The sequence below is a fragment of the Clostridium tertium genome (assembly GCF_017873245.1).
Taxonomy (GTDB): Bacteria; Bacillota; Clostridia; order Clostridiales; family Clostridiaceae; genus Clostridium; species Clostridium tertium.
In genome coordinates, this window is the sequence record NZ_JAGGJY010000001.1 from 480,439 (window position 1) to 494,924 (window position 14,486).

Here is a 14,486-nt window from a genome sequence, read left to right on the forward strand (position 1 = left end):
TTCAAATTTAGAAAATAAATATGAATTTTTCATACAAATAATTATTATATAATTGCAATAAAAATATAGCAATGATTATACAAGAAAATATAAAATTTTAGTCAAACTATATAAAATTATAGAATTAATATTTACATTTAATAACTTTGTAAAAACTTAAATAAAATATGTAAAAACTTCCATGTAATATATAATAAAATAGTACATAGAGGTTTTTTTATAATGAGAAAAATATTTTTGCTTATTTTGGATAGCTTATCTGTATTTACGGTTAGTTGCAATAACACAAAAATCTTAGAAGAAAATACTAAGGATAATGAAGTGTTAAATAAATATAAAATTTAAATTATATTATTATAAAATAAATTTACCTACAAAAGATTAAACTGAATAATTTCATGTTATATGAAGTAACATGAAATTAAATAAATATAAAATTTTGAGAGGTAAAATATGAAAGTAATTAATATGTCAAAGGAAGAGCTAAGAAAATTCCTAGTAGTATATCAAGGGCTATACACGAATAATACTTTTATTGGAGAAGAAGGGATAAAAGATTTTATAAAGAGGGTTGGATGTATTCAATATGATCCATTAAATGTTGTAGGAAGAAATGCTGATCTTGTTATGCAGTCGAGAATTGAAAACTATAATCCTATAAATCCTAGATAATTTACTTTATAGTAAAAGGGAATTAATAGATGGATGGGATAAAATGATGGCTATTTACTCTGCCAAAGATTGGCCATATTTTAGACGAGTAAGATTAGAAAGGAAAAAGGAAGTTAAAGGTGTACTAAGAAATAGAGCTTCAATTAATGCAATAAATTATGTTGGTACTGTAAAAGAATATATTGAAAAAAATGGAGCAACTAATCCATCAAAAATTGATCTAGGGTCTGTAGAAAAAGGAAAATGGGGGCATGGAAAACTTTCAAGTGCTACAATGGATTACATGTGGAAAATGGGGGTACTTGGAGTAAAGGAAAAGAAAAATACTCAAAAGATATATGATTTAATTGAAAGGTTATTACCTAAAGAAATAATATCTAAAGAAATAATATCTAAAGAAATAATATCTAAAGAAATAATATCTAAAGAAATAATATCTAAAGTAGATCCTTTCAAAAAAGATGATGAGTTTTATAAATGGTACTTTAAAAGAAGAATAGGAAGCATAGGGGGATATTGGGATAGGAATGGAGAAGGCTGGCTAGGAAATTATGTTTCTCATAAAAATCTAAGAATAAGAATATTAAATGAATTGGCAGAAGAGGGCGAACTAATTCTTATAAAGGTAGAAAACTTAAAATAAAACTTTTATTTAAGAAAAGAGGATATATCGATTTTAAATGACTCTAATCGTATAAATGAAAATAATATAAAAATTTTAGCTCCACTAGATAATATAATTTGGGATAGAAAATTAACTAGAGATATTTTTAATTTTGATTATACTTGGGAAGTATATAAGCCTGTAGATAAACGAAAATATGGATATTACGTTTTACCTATCTTATATGGAGATAAAATTGTAGCAAGATTTGAACCAGAACTTCATAGAGGAAATGAACCATTAGTAATAAAAAATTGGTGGTGGGAGGATAATTTTAAAATAACAGATGATTGTATAGATGCTGTTAAAATATCATTAGATAAATTTTGTAGGTATTTAAAAGCTGATGGGATATCTAAGGATTCATTAGAAAAAATAAATAAAAGTTAATTTAAAGGATGTAATAATAATTTTTACTATCAATAATAATATTATTACATCCTATTTACTTATATTAAAGCAAATTGACTATTATATAAATTAGCATAGAATCCACCTTTATTTAATAGTTCATCATGATTTCCCTGTTCTATAACTTTTCCATTATTCATAACAAGAATCAAATCGGCTTCACGGATCGTTGAAAGTCTATGAGCTACAATAAAAGTTGTTCTACCTTCCATTAATTTATTAAATGCTCTTTGTATATAAATTTCTGTACGTGTATCTATGCTACTAGTTGCTTCATCTAAGATAAGCATTGGTGGCTTAGATAACATAACTCTAGCAATACATAGTAACTGTTTTTGACCTTGAGATAAAGAACTAGAGTCAGTAAGGATAGTATCATAGCCATTAGGTAAATTCATTATAAATTTATGAGCATGAGCATTTTTAGCAGCTGCTATTACTTCTTCAAAAGAAGCATCAGGCTTTCCATAAGCTATATTTTCTCTAACTGTTCCAGAATATAACCATGTATCTTGAAGAACCATTCCATATAAACCTCTAGTGCTCCTTCTAGTGATACTATCTATGTTGATGTTATCTATCTTAATTTCTCCAAAATTTATGTTATAGAATCTCATAAGTAAATTAATAAGTGTAGTTTTTCCACAGCCAGTTGGACCAACTATTGCAATTTTATCTCCAGGTTTAACTTTTAAATTAAAATTTTCAATTAGATTTTTATCATTGCTATATGAAAATGAAACATTATTTATATCTATGTAACCTTCACAAGCTGTTAAGTTAATTGAATTTTTACAATCTGGAATTTCTTCATTTTCATCTAAAATCTTAAAAACTCTACTTGCAGATGCAAAGGCAGCTTGAAGTTCTGTAATAACACCTGATATTTCATTAAATGGCTTAGTATATTGATTAGCATAACTTAAGAATGATGAAAGCTGACCTATTGTTATAGCACCATTAATAGCACTAATAGCACCAATTATTCCTACAGCAGCATAAACAATTCCATTAACAAATCTTGTACAAGGATTGGTTAATGCAGAATAAAATTGAGCTTTTTGTCCATATTTATATAATCTTTTATTTATTTCTTCAAAAGTTTCTTGTGAGCGTTCTTCAAAGGAAAATGCTTTAACTACTTTTTGATTTCCTATCATTTCTTCAACATATCCACTTAGCTCACCACGAACTTGAGATTGCTTTCTAAACATAGAATGGCAATGTTTAGCTATAGTAGAAGCTGTAAATAAGGATAGTGGAGTAATTATAACTACTATAAGAGCAATTTTAATATTTATTGAAATCATAAATATTAGTGTTCCAACTATAGTTATTACTCCAGTAAAAAGTTGAGAAAATCCTTGCAAAAGACCATCGGATACAATTTCTATATCATTAATTACTCCATTTATTATAGATCCATGAGAATTGCTATCTATATATTTTAAGGGTAAAGCATTTAGTTTATTGAATACATCAACTCTTATATCTTTAATAGTTTTATAGCTTACAATATTAGTACATCTAGTCATAACAAGCTGAAAAATAGAAGAAAATATAACTGTTAATGAAAGTGGAATTAGTATTTTAAATAATCGATTAAAGTTTACATTTCCTTGACCTATTATTAAATCTACTCCTTCACCTATAATAATTGGCGTTAAAAGGGTAAGAGTTATATTAATTATTGCGCTAAAAAAAGCAATAATTATATATTTATTATAAGGTTTAGTATATTTTAAAATTCTTTTTACTAATGAAATATTCATAATATGAAGTCACCTCCTAATTTTTTAATTGAGAAGAATAAATTTCTTTATATACTTCACAATTGTTAATTAGATAATCATGTTTGCCGATACCAACTATTTCGCCATTATCTATAACTATTATTTTATCAGCATTTTTAATGCTACTAGCTCTTTGAGAGACCATTATTACTGTAGTATCTTTAACTTTTTCTTTTAAGGCTTTTCTAAATCTTGCATCTGTAGCAAAATCTAATGCACTTGAGCTATCATCTAATATAAGTATTTCCGGATTAGAAACTAAAGCTCTTGCAATTGTAATCCTTTGTTTTTGGCCTCCAGATAAATTTTTACCACTTTGAAGTATATTTGTATCATATTTTTCAGGAAAAGCTTGAACAAAGGATGATGATTGAGAAATTTCTAAAGCAGTTTCTATCTCATCGATAGTTGCATATTTTTTTCCCCATTTTAGATTTTCCATCAATGTTCCTTTAAATAAAACAGCTTTTTGAGGAACTATACCAATCATGCTTCTAAGTCTATTAAGAGTATAATCTTTAACATCTGTTCCATTTATAAGTACTTGTCCTTTTGTAGCATCATAAAATCTTGGAATTAAATTTACAAGAGTAGATTTTCCAGAACCAGTACCTCCTATAATTCCAATAGTTTCATTTTTATTAATAGTCAGTGATATATTGCTTAATGAATATTCATTAGAGTCAGCATATGAAAAGAAAACATTTTTAAACTCAATAAATGCTGCTTCTGACTTACTACTATGAGTTTTTATATTGTCCTTTTCTACTATCGTAGATTTTATTTCTAATATTTCACTTACTCTAGTAGCTGATGTAGAAGCTTTAGTTAATATAACTACTAATTGAGCAAAAACTATCAATGCAAGAAGAATTTGAGTTATATAATTAACAAAGGCTATTACTTCACCTTGAGTCAATGAGCCTGAATTTACTCTGATTCCACCAAACCATAATATAGCAACTATAGATAAATTCATAATTATATATGTAATTGGGTTAAGGAGAGCAGATATTTTTCCAACATTAATAGAGGTGTCACTTAAATCATTACTAGCATCTTTAAATCTTAACTTTTCACTTTCTTCTTTAGAAAAAGCTTTAACAACTCTTGTACCTTCAAGATTTTCTCTAGTTATTAAAGAAATATTATCAAGTTTATTTTGAATTATTTTATATAAAGGAAGTGATTTGCTCATTACAAAATAAATTACAAGTGCAATAAGAGGAGTGGTAACTATAAAGATTATAGAAAGTTTTAAATCTAAAGCTATTGCCATTATAGTCGAGCCGATTATTATGAATGGGGCCCTGGATCCTAATCTTATTATCATTGCTACACCAGTTTGGATTTGATTTACGTCATTTGTTAAGCGAGTTATTAATGTTGGAGTACCTATCTTATCAATTTCAGTATGAGAAAGCTTATTAATATGCTTAAATAAAGCACTTCTAATTGAAGTACCAACACCTTGAGATGCTATAGAAGCATAGTACTGACAAATTAAAGCAAAGCCAAGTCCGCTAACTCCAAGAAGTATAAGGATTCCACCCATTTTGAATATATAACTTATATCACTATTTCTTACTCCTACATCAATGATTTTAGCCATAACTATAGGAACAAATAATTCTAAAATTGCTTCTATTAATTTAAATATTGGACCAAGTATAGATTCCTTTTTATAATCCTTCATAAAGTGTATTAGTTTTATCAATATCATCAGTCCTTTATTATAATTTTACACTTAAACATTATTATAACATTAAGTCTTGATAATAAAAGTACATTATCATATCGTAATAGATGAGATAGGTCTATAAAAATATAAATTATATAAAAATAAAGTATATTTTTAGGAGTTTATAATTTTAAATTTATTTTAAGGAATTCTTTAGAATAACTTTTTTAAATGTTCATTTTCTTTAGAATTTTTAATGTATTATATTATAAAATTAATGTTATAATTTATAATAGTAATATGAATGAACTGGAAAATGTGTAGATAGGTAGCATAGAATGCTTTAGAATATAAAATAAGATTAAAATTATATAAATATAAAACAATAAATACTTATGTTAAATATATGTTAAGAGTTTTGACTTTTTTGTATAGGGTATGCTAGTATGGAAAATAATACAATGTGATTTTACAGCAGAGGTGTAGATATGGAATTTTTAAAAAACTTTTTAAAAGGAGTGGCAATTAGTATATCGCAAATTGTTCCTGGAGTTAGTGGTGGAACTATTGCAATGATTCTTGGAATATATGATAAGCTACTTCATGCAGTAAATAATATTATTAAAGATTTTAAAAATCAATATAAGATATTGATGCAAGTGGGAATTGGAGCAGTTGTAGGAATATTTTTATTTAGTAATGTTGTTAAAACATTATTTGATAATTTCCCTATTCCTGTTGGATATTTATTTATCGGTGTAATATTAGGTGGAGCACCGCTTATGTTTAGAAAAGCAACTGTTAAAGGATTTAAGAAAAGCAGCTTTTTATATTTGATTGGTGGTATAATTATAGTTTTGATGATGGGCACTCCAAATAATGATGCATCAGCAATAATCACATCATTAAGTATAGGTAATTTTTTATGGCTATTTATTGGGGGAGTAGTAGTAGCAATAGCTCTTATCTTACCTGGTATAAGTGGATCATTTATGCTATACGTATTAGGATTATATAATACAGTTATAACAGCAGTAGTACAAATGAATATTCCAGTTTTAATACCAATTGCAATAGGTGGAATAGTTGGTACATTAGCAACTGCTAAAATAATAGAAATGCTGTTATTAAAATATCCACAGCAAACATATATACTAATATTTGGATTTATATTAGGATCAGTATTTTCAGTATTTCCAGGAGTTGATGGATTAAGCAGTGTAATAGGTGTGATTCTTGGAATTGGTGGATTTATATTTACATATTATATTAGTAGAAATGAATAGATAAGAGTAGTTAAGATTGAGGAAATCCTCAATCTTTTAATTTTGCAAAATTAAGAAATATTAAGAATTTAAAATGGTAAATTATGTTTAATGAATTTAGATATTTGTGTATAATTAATATTGAAAATATCTAATAAATTTTAAGTTAATAAAGATGAGAAAGGAAAATACAAATGGAGATAAATAAAAAAATATGGTCAATAACAGCCGTTATTTTTTCTGTAATGACATTATTATTAATTGGAATGTATTTTGGAGGATATATAAAGTTTGACTTTGTAATGATAGCTCTAGGCTTAAGTGAACTGTTTTCAGGGATAAGCCAAATGGAACTATCAAATAGAACAAATTCAAATGCAGTTAGAAGAAGAAATAAAAGTGTTGGAATATTTTCAATTATCATAGGGATTGTAATTTTCTCAATGGCTATATTTCAAATATTTTTTAGACAAGTAAAGTAGGAAAATGACATTAGTAATTTAGATTAACTCAACTGAAAGAGAGAATTTATAGATGCATGATGTCTATAAAGTTAGAATGGAAGATTTAGAATGGATAAAATAGATGATTACTTATTATGAATTAATAGATATATGGATTAAAAGGTTCTATACAAGGATTCAGATATCAATAATTAAAAAAAGTGAAGCTAGAGCTAAAATAATTTTATAATAATTATAAATAAACTTATATAAGCAATAAATAAAAAAATAAATATAAATATAAGGGGGAAAGGTTGTATGTCAAAGATAGCAGTTGTATATAAAAGTAAGTATGGGGCAACAAAAAAATATGCAGAATGGTTATCAGAAGATATTGGATCAGATTTATATTTGCAAGACAACTGTAAAGTTGAAATTCTTAATAGTTATGACACCATTATTTATGGTGGAGGAATTTATGCTTCTGGAATAGCTGGATTATCTTTTATTAAAAAAAATTATAGTAAGTTAAAAGATAAGAATATAACAATCTTTGCAGTTGGAGCATCACCATATGATGAAAAAGCTTATAATCATCTAAAGGAAAATAATTTATCTGGAGATTTAGAAAATATTAAACTTTTTTATTTAAGGGGAATGTTTGATTTGAATAATATGACATTTAGGGATAAATTACTAATTGGGATGTTAAAGGGAGTTTTAAGTAAAAAAGATTCATCTCAATTTGAACCTTGGGAAAAGGCGCTTGTAGAGTCAATGGATAATGTATCAGATTGGACGAGCAGAGATAATTTAAAGGAAATTAGAAATTTTCTAGGGGTATAGTATGAATAAAGAGGTTTCAATAATAGGGATATTTATATTAATTATGATAATTATTATTCCTTTTGGTTATAGAAAGTTAGGAACTATTGAAGATAAGATAAAACTGCAAGAAGAAGACAAATATTTTAAGTATTATTCAAATGAAAATGATTCAAAGACTATCAAAGATTTAAGTGAAGTATTAAATACTAATTATAATACTATAACAGATCATTTTAATACTAAATTAGAAACAAAAATAGAAATAATAATTTATCCGAATATAGAGGACTTTCATAAGTCTATTAGTAAAGTAGAGGCTAGTGATGGGATAGTTGGAGTTGCATATGACAATACAATAAAAATGGTATCACCATTAAATCCAGGATCAATTCATAATAAGGAATCACTTCTTAAAGTTATTGTACATGAGTTTGTGCATATAGTAACTTTTAATATTAATAATCAAAAAGAAAATAATATACCTACTTGGTTTATGGAAGGTATATCAGTTTATGAAGCTAATCAAATAACAGATTATGAAAAGAAAGCTATAAAAGAAAATCTATCCCAAAATATAGATATTACTATAGATGATATAAATGATAATTTTTATAATAATCAATTTAGTTATTTATATTCAGGATCTATAGCAGATTTCATTTTAAATGAATTTGGATATGAAAAGTTAATTTAAGTTATAAAATTTCCTAATGATATAGAAAATATTTTAGATTTATCAATTGAGGAACTAAAAAATAATTGAATTAATTATGTAGAAAAAAATTATAAGTAATTAAAGATTAAGGAACTTTTTAGAATAATATATATATAAATTAAATATTTAGTGAGGCTATTATCTGAAGTTAAAAGTATAATTTTTTTAGAACCTAGAAGTACCTATGTTCTTCAAGATATATCTCCAAATGATGTTGATGAAATTTATGTAATACAGGGTAATCCGTATTTAAATCTTTTAGGGACAGGGGTTTTGGTTGGACTAGTAGATACTGGTATAGATTATTTAAATGAAGAGTTTATTATAGAAGATGGATTAACTAGAATACAAAGTATATGGGATCAAACAATATTAAATGGCAGAAATAAAAACGTTTATATTGGAGATGTATTTACATCTGATGAGATAAATAGGGCAATAAGTTTATCAAAAGCTAATGGAGATCCATATAGTATTGTTCCATATAGAGATACTGTTGGGCACGGAACCAAAATGGCAAGTATAGTTGGTACTCGAGGATATAATAATAATGTAAAAGGAATAGCGAGTGATTGAGAATTTGTTGTAGTAAAGTTATTAGAGTCTCTTAATTTTAAAAAGTATTAAGAGAAAATAGTCTTGAAGATAAGAATTTATATAATTCTTTCGAAATTTTGGCTGGAATAGATTACTTAAAAAACCATTCATTAAAAGTTAAAAAACCAATGGTAATTTGTATAGGGGTAGGAACAACAGAGGGAAGTCATGATGGCAATATCCAACATCTAGATATATAACTGATGTTGGAAGAAATAGAGGTATTATTTCTGTTTGTGGAACGGGAAACCAAGGAGCAGCTCAAGGACATACATCAGGATATATTAAGAGTGTAGGAGAAATTAAAACTATAGAACTAAAAATTTCTAAGTTTATGGTTGACTTGCCTTTTTATATTTGGATTCGAAGACTCAACAGAATGTCTATAAATATAATATCTACAGATAGAGAAAAATCTAATTTTATTTCATCTAAAAGAAAAAATGGAGAAGAAATAAAATTCGTATTAAGTAATACAATAATGCGTTTATATAATTTTATACCAGAACATTTTACAGGGCATCAAGCAATAATAATAGGATTTAGGAATTTAGTATCAGGAATATGGAGAATACAGTTGAGTGGGGATTATATAGTTGATGGAAGATATGATATATGGTTGCCGCCTAAAGAAGTTTTACCTGAAGGAACTGTATTTTTAGAAGCAGATCCAAATATAAAGTTAACTATACCTTCGACAGCAAGAAAAGTTGTAACGGTAGCATATTATAATAACGAAAGAAATGTAGGAATTTCTGAATCTGGGAGAGGATTCAACTATAATGGTTTAATAAATCCTGACGTTATAACTGCAGGAGTAAATATTTTAACAACAAAACCTTTAGGATGAGTAAGTACTTTTTCAGGAAGTTCAGCAGCAAAAGCTATATGTGCTGGTGTTTGTGTATTACTATTTGAATGGGGAATAATAAAAGGTAATGATCCATATCTTTTTGCACAAACTTTAAAATCATATTTAGATAGAGGAACATACCAAAGACAAGGAGATATATATCCTAATCCTCAATGGGGATATGGAATACTTGATGTATTTCAAATTTTTAGAAGCATGATTTAATAGATATCATAAGAAAATTAGTATGAATAATATTAATATATTAGATAAGAAGAATTTTAATTACAAATAATTAGGTATGAGATGCAAATGCAAATAAGAAATATATATAATAATATTTTGAAAATAATTATTATTGAAAAGAAGATATTTTGATATATAGGTTACTCAAAAAGTCAGAATTAAATTTATTATGAGATATTGATAGAAGAGAGATAGTAAATGAGGTGTATCATTATAAAAGTAATAAGTTAAAAATAGTAAATAAATTTTATAATATAGAAGGTTGGAACCTAATAGAACTAAATGAATATATTCATAGGTTAAAAGATATATATGAAAGACATGAAAAAATATATGGAGTTTTTAAAAAAGATAAGATAGTTGGAATTGTTGCTTTAGAAAGCAAACTAATTGGAGAAAAATTAGATAAGGTTAAATTAAATATGCTATATATAAGTAATAGTTATCGGAAACATGGAGTAGGAAAATCATTAGTAAAGTTAGTGTCTAAAGATGCTGTAAATATGGGAGCAAAAGGCTTATATATATCAGCAACTCCATTTAAGAACACTGTAGATTTTAATTTTGCATTAGGAGCAAGAGTTACAAATGATATAAATAGAGAATTATTTGATTTAGAACCTCTTGATATACATATAATATTAGATTTGTGATATCTTAAATATTATAAACAAAAAGATATTATGAGATGTTATAGAATTTAAAAGAGCTATATTAAAATAAATTTTGATATTAGCAATTAAAGATTCATTTTTTCGCATATATAAATAATAGATAAAAATTTCTATTTAAGTTTAAAAACATCTTTAAGTAAGTAAAATCAATGGTTTAAAAGGGGATCGTGAAACGCGAGCCCCTTTATAAAAATAAGAGATTAGCTTTATTAAGGTAATAAAGCTTACTTAAAATTGAATAAATTTTATATTAAATAGATTTATGAGACTAAGCCTTTTTAATTAAATTTATTTTTAATGCAAATATCTATAAAGTATTTATGAAATCTTAAATCAGAAGTAAGTTCTGGATGAAATGAAGTAGCTAATATATTTCCTTCACGAACTGCAACAATATTATTATCAATAGATGCTAAAATTTCAACTTGGGAGGATAGTATTTTTGATACATAAGGTGCTCTTATAAATACCATAGGAAATTCTTCAGATGAATCTATTGAATTTATAATATCTTTTGCTACAAAACTATCAATTTGTCTTCCATAAGCATTTCTTTTTACTCTTATATTGATTAGAGAAAGATGTCCATTTTCATCATTTTCTATTTCTTTGGATAATAGTATCATTCCAGCGCAGGTTCCCCATATTGGTAATCCTTGTTTAGCTTTTTGTATAATTTCTGAGTCTAAATTTGTTAGTTTAAGTAGTTTTGATATTGTTGTGCTTTCTCCTCCTGGTATAATGAGACCATCAATTAATGATAAATCTAAGGCATTTTTAACTAAAATAGATTTACAACCAATGGATTCAATATGATGAACATGTTCATTAACTCCTCCTTGAAGTGCTAAAACTCCAACTATTAAACTACCAACCTCTTTTTGCATATCTATCCTCAAGACTTTCAATTGTTAATCCTTTCATAGCCTCACCTAAACCAGAAGATATTTCTGCTAGAACTTTAGTATCATTATAATAGGTAACAGCTTGTACTATAGCTTTGGCTCTTACTTCAGGATTTTCAGATTTAAAAATACCAGAACCAACAAATACACCATCGCTACCTAATTGCATCATAAGAGCAGCATCAGCAGGTGTTGCAATTCCACCAGCAGCAAAGTTAACAATAGGTAGTTTACCATTTTCATGAACATATAAAATTAAGTTGTAAGGAGCATTAAGTTCTTTTGCTATAGTCATAAGTTCTTCTTTAGATGCAGATTGAACTTTTCTTATATCTGAAATCATAGTTCTTTGATGTCTAACTGCTTCAACAATATTACCAGTGCCAGCTTCACCTTTAGTCCTAATCATTGAAGCACCTTCACCAATTCTTCTTAGAGCTTCTCCTAAGTTTCTAGCACCACAAACAAAAGGTACATTGAATTCATGCTTATTTATATGATATAAATCATCAGCAGGAGTTAATACTTCACTTTCATCAATATAATCAATAGCTAGGCTTTCAAGAATTTGTGCTTCAACAAAATGACCGATTCTAACCTTTGCCATGACTGGAATAGACACAGCAACTTGAATTTCCTTAATCATTTTGGGATCAGACATTCTGGCAACACCACCTTCTTTTCTTATATCTGAAGGTACTCTTTCAAGTGCCATTACAGCACAAGCTCCAGCCTTTTCAGCTATAATTGCTTCTTCAGGAGTAGTAACATCCATAATTACTCCACCCTTTAACATTTGTGCAAGATTTTTATTTAATTCATATTTACTCATAACAATCTCCTTTAAACAATTAATACCTGTAATTACATTAAATAGATAATAATACTAAAATTAATATTGTGCAAATGTATCGGTACAAATTGACTAATAAAAATTCCTAAAATTATAACTTTTTACATTTAACTATTTACAAAAATTGTATAAGGATATATAATAATAGAGTAATATTTATTTATAAAATTAAGGAGGTAGGGTTATGTTTATGAATTTAAAATCTAATAAAAATCAAATTGAATATAATCTATATTTTATTAGTAGCTCTACCAGTGGAGATAATCTGTAATTTTTTACGGAATATTAATTTGTTAATTGTGCCACCATGAGTTATTATTCTCATGGTTTTTTTATGCACTTAATTGCTAAATAAAGTGATATTTAATGACCCTGGGTAAACTAGGGTCATTTTTATATAAAAATATTTTAAAGGAGGATATTATTAAATGATCAAATTAAGAAAAGTTAAAGAAAACCAAATGGAAATAGGTGACAGAAATAGAAATGGAGGAATTTTATATGTTTATTATCGGAGAATCTATTAATCCAACTATGGTTAATAATGAAAAAAACGCTATAGATTTTGAAAGATATTGTAAAGATGAAAGATTAAGTTCAATAGAAATTAGAAGTGAAGTTTATAAATCATCTAAAAATAAAAGAAATAAATTATTAAAAGAATTTATAATTTTAATAAGAAGAATATTCTAGTATATAAAAATAATATAATGAAAATACTCAACATCATTTTATATGTTGAGTATTTTTTATAAATTTATATTAAATGATCATAAAAGAAAATAGAAGTCATAATATAAAACTTAAAGAATTTAGTTAAATTATTAATAGGAGAGAATAATTAATAGTATATATAGACAATTTACTTACTGAAGATCTAATAATTCTATCTAGTTCAATTAGATAGCTTTATTTAAAAATAAAAGTAAGAATTAAATTAATGTTCTTGGGAATTTCATTATTGAAATATAATACTCAATATTAGTTATTAATAAAAAATAAAAAAATAGTAGGGGATTATCAGGAGAGTATTTATTTTAACCAATAATAATAGTATTATTATTGGTTAAAATAAATAAAAATGGTATAATATAGAATAAGATTAATTATTATTATAATTTTATAATATATGATTTTAAGTTTCAATAAATATTAATGTATTGAATGTATAAATGTAAAGGATAAGATGTTCTTATAAAGCGTTTTAAAATGGAGGATGAAAATATGGGAGTTGCATTTAAAGATGTAAATTTTAGTAGATTGGTAGACAAGCTTAGCCCCTGTTGCCTTTCTGAAAATATATGTGTAGTATGCGAAAGAGAAACCTGTTTAGTTGGGTATGGAACAGAATGCATTAAAAATTGTATGATTAATAAAGTTACATATGTAATTGATGGATGTAAGAATATTCCGATTATGGATACAAGAATATATGATAAAGAGTACATAATGGATGGAGTTGCAGATATTCTAAGAACTTGTAAAAGTTGTAAAGAAAATCATTTTGAGAATTGTGTTGTAAATATTTTAAGAAGCTGTTATGAAGTTATCTTATTTGGTGAAGAAAAAGAATATAAAGGAAGTGCTCTTGTATATTTAAATGACTTAAAGGGATCTAATCCTGAAATGGCAGATAAACTATTTCAAAAGTATATGATTAGAGGTTAGATTATAAGGAATTTATTAGAGAAAGTAACTAGTTTATAAATTTTTACTTATAAGGAGAAAATAAACTTAAAGAAGTACTATTACAAATATATCTGTTTCTAGAAATTATAAATATTCAATAAAGTATTTTAGCCTAACATAGAACTTAGAAGTATGTTGGGCTTTTTAGCATTTTCTCATAATTAAAATAATAAGCTTATATCTTAAGTGCTTTATTG

At 26.0% G+C, this 14,486-nt stretch carries 16 protein-coding genes and 1 pseudogene; 13 read left to right on the top strand and 4 right to left on the bottom strand.

Translation table 11 applies throughout. The features are described 5' to 3' along the window. Positions 1 to 222: 222 nt before the first annotated feature. The 3 genes and pseudogenes from J2Z25_RS18715 (at position 223) to J2Z25_RS19010 (ending at position 1,726) form a co-directional block, all read left to right on the top strand. Complete coding sequence (locus J2Z25_RS18715; protein WP_280915415.1) at positions 223 to 345, top strand: hypothetical protein; 123 nt, start codon at positions 223 to 225, stop codon at positions 343 to 345. Between the two features lie 108 nt (positions 346 to 453). Beyond that, positions 454 to 672: a hypothetical protein gene (locus J2Z25_RS18515; protein ID WP_245173030.1), complete on the top strand. Its 219-nt coding sequence runs from the start codon at positions 454 to 456 to the stop codon at positions 670 to 672. Between the two features lie 46 nt (positions 673 to 718). Beyond that, positions 719 to 1,726, top strand: a pseudogene (locus J2Z25_RS19010) (DNA glycosylase AlkZ-like family protein). Positions 1,727 to 1,785: 59 nt separating this feature from the next. Here the strand turns inward: J2Z25_RS19010 and J2Z25_RS02285 are convergent. Continuing rightward, complete coding sequence (locus J2Z25_RS02285; protein ID WP_209738003.1) at positions 1,786 to 3,519, bottom strand: ABC transporter ATP-binding protein; 1,734 nt, start codon at positions 3,517 to 3,519, stop codon at positions 1,786 to 1,788. Between the two features lie 16 nt (positions 3,520 to 3,535). After that, positions 3,536 to 5,257, bottom strand: a complete 1,722-nt coding sequence (locus J2Z25_RS02290; RefSeq protein ID WP_209738005.1) for an ABC transporter ATP-binding protein — start codon at positions 5,255 to 5,257, stop codon at positions 3,536 to 3,538. Positions 5,258 to 5,709: 452 nt separating this feature from the next. Here J2Z25_RS02290 and J2Z25_RS02295 point away from each other — a divergent pair, with 452 nt between their 5' ends. From J2Z25_RS02295 to J2Z25_RS18520, 8 genes are all read left to right on the top strand, one after another. After that, entirely contained in the window at positions 5,710 to 6,507 is a 798-nt protein-coding gene (locus tag J2Z25_RS02295) for a DUF368 domain-containing protein (RefSeq protein ID WP_209738007.1), read from the top strand. Between the two features lie 173 nt (positions 6,508 to 6,680). Continuing rightward, on the top strand, positions 6,681 to 6,968 hold the full coding sequence (locus J2Z25_RS02300; RefSeq protein ID WP_209738008.1) for a hypothetical protein: 288 nt from the start codon (positions 6,681 to 6,683) through the stop codon (positions 6,966 to 6,968). Between the two features lie 279 nt (positions 6,969 to 7,247). Then, complete coding sequence (locus J2Z25_RS02305; RefSeq protein WP_209738010.1) at positions 7,248 to 7,775, top strand: flavodoxin domain-containing protein; 528 nt, start codon at positions 7,248 to 7,250, stop codon at positions 7,773 to 7,775. 1 nt (position 7,776) lies between these two features. Further along, the gene (locus tag J2Z25_RS02310) at positions 7,777 to 8,451 is read left to right on the top strand and encodes a peptidase MA family metallohydrolase (protein ID WP_209738012.1); all 675 of its coding nucleotides are present in this window, start codon (positions 7,777 to 7,779) and stop codon (positions 8,449 to 8,451) included. 150 nt (positions 8,452 to 8,601) lie between these two features. Then, positions 8,602 to 9,048 (top strand): S8 family serine peptidase, encoded by a 447-nt coding sequence (locus J2Z25_RS02315; RefSeq protein ID WP_209738013.1) that lies wholly within the window; start codon positions 8,602 to 8,604, stop codon positions 9,046 to 9,048. 98 nt (positions 9,049 to 9,146) lie between these two features. Next, positions 9,147 to 9,269: a hypothetical protein gene (locus tag J2Z25_RS18720; protein WP_280915419.1), complete on the top strand. Its 123-nt coding sequence runs from the start codon at positions 9,147 to 9,149 to the stop codon at positions 9,267 to 9,269. 179 nt (positions 9,270 to 9,448) lie between these two features. After that, positions 9,449 to 9,919 carry a S8/S53 family peptidase gene (locus J2Z25_RS02320; RefSeq protein WP_209738015.1) on the top strand — a complete coding sequence of 157 codons (471 nt, stop codon included), beginning with the start codon at positions 9,449 to 9,451 and terminating at the stop codon, positions 9,917 to 9,919. Between the two features lie 452 nt (positions 9,920 to 10,371). Next, the gene (locus J2Z25_RS18520) at positions 10,372 to 10,821 is read left to right on the top strand and encodes a GNAT family N-acetyltransferase (RefSeq protein WP_342451331.1); all 450 of its coding nucleotides are present in this window, start codon (positions 10,372 to 10,374) and stop codon (positions 10,819 to 10,821) included. A gap of 299 nt (positions 10,822 to 11,120) precedes the next feature. Here J2Z25_RS18520 and pdxT read toward each other — a convergent pair whose 3' ends face one another. Both pdxT and pdxS read right to left on the bottom strand, forming a co-directional pair. Beyond that, complete coding sequence (gene pdxT, locus J2Z25_RS02330) at positions 11,121 to 11,729, bottom strand: pyridoxal 5'-phosphate synthase glutaminase subunit PdxT (RefSeq protein ID WP_195959537.1); 609 nt, start codon at positions 11,727 to 11,729, stop codon at positions 11,121 to 11,123. Next, positions 11,710 to 12,579: a pyridoxal 5'-phosphate synthase lyase subunit PdxS gene (pdxS, locus tag J2Z25_RS02335; RefSeq protein ID WP_209738017.1), complete on the bottom strand. Its 870-nt coding sequence runs from the start codon at positions 12,577 to 12,579 to the stop codon at positions 11,710 to 11,712. Before pdxS ends, pdxT begins: the two co-directional genes overlap by 20 nt. A gap of 522 nt (positions 12,580 to 13,101) precedes the next feature. On the opposite strand from pdxS, the gene J2Z25_RS02340 reads away from it, so the two are divergent. Continuing rightward, entirely contained in the window at positions 13,102 to 13,293 is a 192-nt protein-coding gene (locus J2Z25_RS02340) for a hypothetical protein (protein WP_209738019.1), read from the top strand. 531 nt (positions 13,294 to 13,824) lie between these two features. After that, complete coding sequence (locus J2Z25_RS02345) at positions 13,825 to 14,268, top strand: hypothetical protein (RefSeq protein WP_097034470.1); 444 nt, start codon at positions 13,825 to 13,827, stop codon at positions 14,266 to 14,268. The last annotated feature ends 218 nt before the right edge of the window (positions 14,269 to 14,486 follow it).

Bases quoted from the DNA above. Each gene is read 5' to 3' on its own strand.
- J2Z25_RS18715 (WP_280915415.1), top strand. From the start codon at position 223: ATGAGAAAAATATTTTTGCTTATTTTGGATAGCTTATCTGTATTTACG.
- J2Z25_RS18515 (WP_245173030.1), top strand. From the start codon at position 454: ATGAAAGTAATTAATATGTCAAAGGAAGAGCTAAGAAAATTCCTAGTA.
- J2Z25_RS02285 (WP_209738003.1), bottom strand. From the start codon at position 3,519: ATGAATATTTCATTAGTAAAAAGAATTTTAAAATATACTAAACCTTAT.
- J2Z25_RS02295 (WP_209738007.1), top strand. From the start codon at position 5,710: ATGGAATTTTTAAAAAACTTTTTAAAAGGAGTGGCAATTAGTATATCG.
- J2Z25_RS02300 (WP_209738008.1), top strand. From the start codon at position 6,681: ATGGAGATAAATAAAAAAATATGGTCAATAACAGCCGTTATTTTTTCT.
- J2Z25_RS02305 (WP_209738010.1), top strand. From the start codon at position 7,248: ATGTCAAAGATAGCAGTTGTATATAAAAGTAAGTATGGGGCAACAAAA.
- J2Z25_RS02310 (WP_209738012.1), top strand. From the start codon at position 7,777: ATGAATAAAGAGGTTTCAATAATAGGGATATTTATATTAATTATGATA.
- J2Z25_RS02320 (WP_209738015.1), top strand. From the start codon at position 9,449: ATGTCTATAAATATAATATCTACAGATAGAGAAAAATCTAATTTTATT.
- pdxT (WP_195959537.1), bottom strand. From the start codon at position 11,729: ATGCAAAAAGAGGTTGGTAGTTTAATAGTTGGAGTTTTAGCACTTCAA.
- pdxS (WP_209738017.1), bottom strand. From the start codon at position 12,579: ATGAGTAAATATGAATTAAATAAAAATCTTGCACAAATGTTAAAGGGT.
- J2Z25_RS02340 (WP_209738019.1), top strand. From the start codon at position 13,102: ATGTTTATTATCGGAGAATCTATTAATCCAACTATGGTTAATAATGAA.
- J2Z25_RS02345 (WP_097034470.1), top strand. From the start codon at position 13,825: ATGGGAGTTGCATTTAAAGATGTAAATTTTAGTAGATTGGTAGACAAG.